This window comes from Muriicola sp., assembly GCF_049669965.1.
Taxonomy (GTDB): domain Bacteria; phylum Bacteroidota; class Bacteroidia; order Flavobacteriales; family Flavobacteriaceae; genus Muriicola.
The window spans coordinates 1-6,714 of the sequence record NZ_JBATLB010000238.1 but is presented as its reverse complement, the minus strand read 5'-3'; the positions used below and the strand labels follow the sequence as shown (position 1 = coordinate 6,714).

General features: G+C 41.6%; 8 protein-coding genes and 1 pseudogene. 8 read left to right on the top strand and 1 reads right to left on the bottom strand.

The window, feature by feature from the left end:
• The 7 genes and pseudogenes from WBM49_RS12245 to rlmB form a co-directional block, all read left to right on the top strand.
• A pseudogene (locus WBM49_RS12245) lies at positions 1–834 on the top strand (SusD/RagB family nutrient-binding outer membrane lipoprotein); the annotation flags it as partial.
• A 16-nt stretch (positions 835–850) separates the two neighbouring features.
• Positions 851–1,720, top strand: coding sequence for a hypothetical protein (locus WBM49_RS12240; RefSeq protein ID WP_424372338.1), 870 nt, complete (start codon positions 851–853; stop codon positions 1,718–1,720).
• Positions 1,721–1,832: 112 nt separating this feature from the next.
• Positions 1,833–3,152 (top strand): aryl-sulfate sulfotransferase, encoded by a 1,320-nt coding sequence (locus WBM49_RS12235; protein WP_424372337.1) that lies wholly within the window; start codon positions 1,833–1,835, stop codon positions 3,150–3,152.
• A gap of 20 nt (positions 3,153–3,172) precedes the next feature.
• The gene (locus WBM49_RS12230) at positions 3,173–3,934 is read left to right on the top strand and encodes a hypothetical protein (protein WP_424372336.1); all 762 of its coding nucleotides are present in this window, start codon (positions 3,173–3,175) and stop codon (positions 3,932–3,934) included.
• A complete protein-coding gene (locus WBM49_RS12225; RefSeq protein ID WP_424372335.1) occupies positions 3,931–4,122 on the top strand; it encodes a hypothetical protein in 192 nt (63 codons plus the stop codon). The genes WBM49_RS12230 and WBM49_RS12225 overlap by 4 nt, the downstream gene beginning before the upstream one ends.
• A 135-nt stretch (positions 4,123–4,257) precedes the next feature.
• Positions 4,258–4,695, top strand: a complete 438-nt coding sequence (locus WBM49_RS12220; RefSeq protein ID WP_424372334.1) for a hypothetical protein — start codon at positions 4,258–4,260, stop codon at positions 4,693–4,695.
• Between the two features lie 3 nt (positions 4,696–4,698).
• Positions 4,699–5,436, top strand: a complete 738-nt coding sequence (gene rlmB / locus WBM49_RS12215; RefSeq protein WP_424372333.1) for a 23S rRNA (guanosine(2251)-2'-O)-methyltransferase RlmB — start codon at positions 4,699–4,701, stop codon at positions 5,434–5,436.
• On the opposite strand, the gene WBM49_RS12210 is transcribed toward rlmB, so the two are convergent.
• The gene (locus WBM49_RS12210) at positions 5,433–6,179 is read right to left on the bottom strand and encodes a rhomboid family intramembrane serine protease (protein ID WP_424372332.1); all 747 of its coding nucleotides are present in this window, start codon (positions 6,177–6,179) and stop codon (positions 5,433–5,435) included. The genes rlmB and WBM49_RS12210 overlap by 4 nt on opposite strands.
• Positions 6,180–6,271: 92 nt before the next feature.
• Between WBM49_RS12210 and WBM49_RS12205 the strand changes: the two genes are divergently transcribed.
• A partial coding sequence (locus WBM49_RS12205) for an AAA family ATPase (protein ID WP_424372331.1) occupies positions 6,272–6,714 on the top strand: 443 nt, incomplete at its 3' end.

The window sequence follows — 6,714 nt, the reverse complement described above, 5'->3', positions numbered from 1 at the left end:
ATGGACACTACAGATGACCCTCGTATTCGTTACTACTATTACCGTCAGGCAGATGGTACTCCGGGATCTAACGATGTAAGTGGTGATCCTGTAGCGCCAAATGAAGAAACGTTGGATTGTTCTTTGCAATCGCCTCCTCCACAATACATATCTGGCGGCTTCCCATTTTGTACATTAGACAACGGGTATTGGGGAAGAAATCACGGAAACAACTCCGGTATTCCACCAGATGGTCTTTTGAGAACTGCGGTAGGAGTTTATCCTCAGGCCGGTCAGTTTGATGATGACAGTTTTGGTGAAACCAGCTTAGGCACCGGTGGTGGTGGAGCAGGGATCACCCCTGTTATCCTTGCCTCTACAGTAGATTTCTGGAGAGCAGAAGTAGCGATGAACAGCAGCCCTGCATCTGGAAAAGCCCTTGTGCTTGCTGGGGTAACAAAGTCTATTAGCAAAGTAACGACTTTTGGATCTAAGGATGCTACGGCAGACTTGTCTTTCGCACCATCTGCCACTGATATATCTGATTATATTGCCTCTGTGGATGCTGCTTTTGATGCTGCAGACAATGAAGGTAAATGGAACATCATGGCAGAACAGTTCTTTATTGCACTAAAAGGAAATGGTCATGACGGTTATAATTTCTATAGAAGAAAAGGATATCCTACCAATTTAGAGCCCAATCTGGAGCCTAATCCTGGTGCTTTTATCCGTAGTCATTTCTATCCTGCGAATGCGGCGAACACGAATTCTAACATAGCGCAGAAATCGAATGTTACCGGACAGGTTTTCTGGGATACTAATCCTGCATCACCTACATTCCCTGTTGCTAATTAATTTAAAAAAAATTACGATGAAAAAAGTTTGTGTATTTATTTTAGCATTGTCCACGACTTTCTTTATTTCCTGCGAATCGGATGATAAAGTAGTGGACCAGGTTCTCAACGATTTTACCGTTGGAGCCATCTTGCGAACCAGAAATCAGGAAGGTAATCCTTATAATGCATTCGTACCTGGGTCGATATTTACTGTTACTCTTGAAGAGCAGGATGCCGAATTTGGAGGATTATTACACTCCATTCAAGTGTATGCTACCTTTACAGACAATCAGGACGATCCAACGGATTCAAGTGTATCTGAACAACTGATCGAGACATTTATGGCCAGTGATCTTGCCACTAGTTCAAGGGGTCTTCCAGAATTGACGTATACTACTACGCTGGCCGAATCGGCTACCACTCTTGGAGTTGGTACAGGCTACTCAGGTGGAGATGTATTCAGTTATCGTTTTGAAGTTACCTTAACGGACGGTTCTACATGGACCAACGTAAATGGTAACGGAAACGTTCTTGGTGGATCTTATTTTAACTCTCCTTATAAGTACGATGTGGTTGTAGCGTGTATCCCTACAGGACCAGTTCCTGGTGATTACACACTAGACATGCAGGATTCTTACGGAGATGGTTGGAACGGTGCATCCATTAGGGTTACCGTTGACGGTGTTGCGACTGATTATACAATTTCCTCTGCACAAGGTGCTTCTAACACTGAAGTCTTTACTATTCCAGACACCGCTACTACCGTAACCTTTGAGTATGTGTCCGGAGATTGGGATTCTGAAGTTACTTACCAATTATTTGCTCCTAATGGCAAGACTGCCTTTGAGGACGGACCAAGTCCATTTATTGGTGACTTTACAGGCAGTTTAAGTATTTGTCCGTAAAAAGTTAATTTATACAATTTATAAAGGCCATCTTTTCAGATGGCCTTTATTTATTTATTATCCTGCTAAAACAGCTCTTTTTTGTACATTTGAACCTATTAATTAGATCACTATGAGAACGGTTTTTTGCATATTAATACTCCTTGGGTTTCTGATTTTACCTTCCTGTGCCAAGGAAGAGGCACCCATACTTCCTGAAGAGGAAGTAGTAGTAGAGGATCCTGGAATAGAAGAACCCGCAGATCCCATGGAAGAACCTCCGGTTTATATGGGTGAGATCCAGACCCTTAATGCCAACCTTGTTTACGACGGTTTGATCCTTGTGAATGATGCGGGTAACAACAGGGCCTTTCTGATGGACAAAGAGGCAAAATTAGTACACGAGTGGCCTTTGAGCAATAAGCTGGGCAATGATGCCTTCCTCGAGGCAGATGGAAGACTATTGGCCTCTCTAGAAACAGATGATCCAAAAATAACATTAGGTGGCCAGGGAGGAATACTGCAATTCATTGCAGCAGACGGCAGCATTGAATGGAATTTTAACTACTCCTCCGAGGCAGCTGAAACGCATCACGATGCAGAACTACTTCCTAATGGTAATGTATTGGCCATGGTATGGGAACGCCGAACCCAGGAGGTGGCTGCTAATGCCGGTTCTAACTCACAGGTAGATATATTTCCGGAAGCGATCATTGAAGTTGACCCCAATACAGACGAAATTGTTTGGGAATGGCACGCCTGGGATCATATTATTCAGGATTATGACATCACAAAAGATAATTTTGGCGATGTTGCCGCCAACCCACAATTGATAGATTTAAATTACGTGACCATCGCAAATGGTGATATTATGCATGCCAATGGCCTGGCGTATGATGCTGTGAAGGATGTGATCTATCTTAGTGTTAATTTTTTTCACGAAGTATGGGTAATAGACCACAGCACTTCCACGGAAGAAGCCAGCGGTAGCGAAGGTGGTAATTATGGCAAAGGTGGTGATCTCTTATATCGCTTTGGAAACCCACAGGCTTATAAAAATACCGCGGGCGAGCGTCTCTTTCGCAATAACCATTTTCCCAATTTATTACAAGATGATCATCTGGGGAACATGCTGATCTTTACCAATGGAGCAGAGTTAGAACAATCAACGGTCTATGAATTACAACTTCCGGACGTATTTTCACTTGAGCCAAATACAGACAATGAGCCCGAAGTAGTCTGGAGTTTTACAGATCCGGATCTCTATGCTCCTAAGGTCTCTGGTGCAGTATTATTACCCAATGGCAACCGTATGATCGCTGAAGGAGATTACGGCATCTGGGAAGTAACTGAAGCAGGGGAAGTGGTTTGGAAATTTTCTGCTCCCGGATTTTTTTGGAGAGCTTACCATTACGATAACGACGCCCCGGAAATAATGGCACTTGGGCTTTAAAAGCAATTAAAACACAAACAATGAAACAACTTTTTTTATATATCATTTTAGTTTTCAGTTTTATCACCTCCTATTCACAAGTATCCGGTCAGATATCCGGCGGAGCCGGTGCAGCGTTTGGGCTTGGCGGCCGCAATACAACAGATGCCTTTCTCGCCACACATTTGGCTAACCTTAGACAAAATAAAAATGCCACCGGTGAATCTGAGATTTTGGGATCCCCTTATCTTACAGAGGATTTTGTAAAAAGTAAATTGTTTTTCGGGGATGAATACATAGGGGAATATTATGTAAGGTACAATGCACTTAACAGTGAAATTGAGATCAAGGAAACCCAATTACCCGGGGAAGAAGCAAAACGCCTCCTGGCCAATGAGGATCTCAGAGTTAAATACGGGCAGCGAGAACTGCTTTTTACCACCTATATCAACAAAAAAGATGAAACTAAGAATGGGTATTTATCCATCATTTCAAAAGGCGATGAATTTACGCTTTATCACCGGCTGGCAGTAAAATTCAGTGAGGGGAAAGCAGCGGCCAATTCCATGGTAATGCCTATACCCAGCAGATATGCCCATTTTGTAGAATATTATTATACAAAAGCGGGAGTTGATAGAATTGACCAGTTAACCCAGAAAAAAGGGGCTCTGCTGAAGATCCTGGAAAAAGAAATGAAAGATCCTGTAAATAACTTTATCAAAGAAAATAAAATTGACCTGGATAACGAGGAACACTTAATTAAAACCTTCGAATTCATAAATTCTCTAAATACCCCCTCATGAGACACTTCTTTGCCATAATTATTTTGCTATTAGGGGGCATATCAAACGCGCAGCAAGTGGGAAATGCTGCCCCTCAGATGGGTGGGGTGGAAAATGATCCTTTTGCCAACTATCACCAACGATGGAATCCCAGGATGCAGGAATTATTCCAGAAAGTAAAGAACGATGGCGAAACGGTCTCTTTCTAGGTAGGAGCAGAAGTAGGATCTGCCTTTGAGACCGAAGATTTTAATAAAGGAAGGGTATTTTATAAAGATGAGGACCTCGGTGAATTTTATTACCGATACAATATTTTCTCAAAGGAAATAGAAGTAAAGAACACTTTGCTTAAAGAAGAAAAACACAAAGCCCTGATAAAGGATGTCAATGTGCTACTTGTTTCTTCTCAAGGCAGTAGCAAATATGAATATCAGTCCTTTTTGAACGAAAAAGGAGAGAAAGAAGAGGGTTATTTAATAGTACTATACGAGGGAGACTCCTATTCATTATATAAATTCTTACAAGTTAAATTTACGGAGGCTAAGCCCGCTGCCAATTCTATGGTAAGTCCAACACCCAGCAAGTTCACACAATTCACAGATTACTTCTTTAAACATTCTCAGGAACCCATTAGCTCACTGCCTTCAAAAAAGAATAAACTTTTAGCTAAATTCAACCCAGAATACGCTTCCTTAGTAAAGGAATTTATTAAAGAAGAGAAAATCAATCTCTCATTGGAGACCGATCTAATTCGTTTGATGGCCTTTATAGACCAACAATAAGCTATGGAAAAAAATACTAAGATCTATGGTCTACGTGCTGTTATAGAAGCAATTCAGGCCAATGAACCCATAGACAAGGTATTTATTCAAAAAGGCTTACACGGGTCTCTTTCTAAGGAATTAGAAGGACTTATTCGCAAGAACGGGATCAACTCTTCCTATGTTCCTCTGGAAAAGATCAACCGTCTTTCCCAGAATAATCATCAAGGGGTGGTCGCTACGATTTCTCCTATCACATTTCATACATTTGAAACCCTGGTAGACAAGGTATTATCACAAAAAAAGGACGCATTGTTTTTATTGCTAGACCAGGTTTCGGATGTGCGGAATTTTGGAGCCATCATCAGAACTGCCGAATGTTGCGGTGTAGATGGGATCATAATCCCTAAAAAAGGATCAGCACCTGTAACCGGAGACACCGTGAAAACATCTGCCGGAGCAGCTTTTAAGGTTCCCATTGCCAAAGTAGACCATATAAAGGATGCTATCTTTTACTTACAGTCTTCTGGCGTTACTCTTGTAGCCGCAACAGAAAAAACAAATACCCTCCTCTATGAGGTAGATCTGAAAGGTGCAGTAGGGTTTGTTATGGGATCAGAAGATGTGGGGATTTCACCATCTATTTTAAAAGCAGCAGATCATACCGCAAAAATTCCTATGTTGGGGGAGATTGGCTCTCTCAATGTTTCTGTAGCCTGTGGGGTATTTTTGTATGAGGCAGTACGGCAAAGAAATCCCTAATTCTCATCCTCTAGAGATTTATCGTTCCCCTTTTTATAATGATAGTTCACCTGTATTTCCTTTAAATCTTCAGTGGCTGTAGCTCTTTCTATAAAATTCCCCTCCGCATCAAAATGCTGTAGAAATTCATCTTCTTCTTCATTGTAGTCTTCTTTTTCCCAGGCATATTTTGGTATTATAGGAAGCTTTGCCTTTAAAAATAACGCCATCAGCAACCCAATCAGGAAGCCTCCCAAATGACCTTCCCATGAGATCTCCTCCTTAATAGGAAAAATATACCACAACATACTGCCATAAATAAAAGAAACAATAAGTGAGACTGCTACTAAGCGATAGTGTTTGGTAAATATTCCTTTGAAGAATATAAAACTTGCCAAAAGGTAAATTATCCCGCTCGCGCCAATATGATACGATGGTCTGCCAATAGCCCAGGTTATTAACCCAGATAACAACAGTCCCCAGAAAAGAACTTTAAACGAAATACTGCGGTAGAAATACAGCAGTGAAGCCATTAATATGGCTAAGGGCATGGAATTATTGTAGAGATGTTCCACGGACCCATGTAAAAATGGTCCGAATACTATTCCGCGCAAGCCGGTTAATGTCCTTGGATAAATCCCATAGTTGTTCCAATTACTTTGAAATTTTAGTTCCATCCAAAAAATGGTCCAGATAAGCAACACAGACGCCATGGGAACCAGCAGCACTCTATTGGAAAACTTAAAATTGGTTTCCGCAGACATACACTTCTTTTTGGCGTAATACTACAAATTTCACACCGCAATCCCAAAAGCTGCCCTCTTGTCATCCATAGAAAAAATGTACTTTTATTGTTATGAATGAACCATTGGCAGAAAGGGTTCGCCCAAAAACGCTGGAAGCGTATATAAGTCAACATCATCTTGTAGGTGAAGGCGGCTCTTTAACACATCAGATTAAAAAGGGTATCATCCCTTCACTTATACTTTGGGGGCCTCCCGGAACAGGAAAGACCACCCTGGCGTTGATCATTGCGAACGAAAGCAAAAGACCTTTCTACACCTTAAGCGCCATCAACAGTGGCGTAAAAGACATACGGGAGGTGATAGAGAAAGCCAAAGAGCGCGGCAATCTGTTTAGCACCAAAAACCCTATCCTTTTTATAGATGAAATTCATCGCTTTAGTAAATCTCAACAAGATTCACTACTCGGGGCAGTCGAAAAAGGCTGGATCACGCTTATAGGGGCAACCACTGAAAATCCTAGTTTTGAAGTGATCCCCGCCCTCCTGTCCAGGTG

Excerpts from the sequence above, each read along its gene's own strand:
- WBM49_RS12240 (WP_424372338.1), top strand. The coding sequence starts at position 851 with ATGAAAAAAGTTTGTGTATTTATTTTAGCATTGTCCACGACTTTCTTT.
- WBM49_RS12235 (WP_424372337.1), top strand. The coding sequence starts at position 1,833 with ATGAGAACGGTTTTTTGCATATTAATACTCCTTGGGTTTCTGATTTTA.
- WBM49_RS12230 (WP_424372336.1), top strand. The coding sequence starts at position 3,173 with ATGAAACAACTTTTTTTATATATCATTTTAGTTTTCAGTTTTATCACC.
- WBM49_RS12225 (WP_424372335.1), top strand. The coding sequence starts at position 3,931 with ATGAGACACTTCTTTGCCATAATTATTTTGCTATTAGGGGGCATATCA.
- rlmB (WP_424372333.1), top strand. The coding sequence starts at position 4,699 with ATGGAAAAAAATACTAAGATCTATGGTCTACGTGCTGTTATAGAAGCA.
- WBM49_RS12210 (WP_424372332.1), bottom strand. The coding sequence starts at position 6,179 with ATGTCTGCGGAAACCAATTTTAAGTTTTCCAATAGAGTGCTGCTGGTT.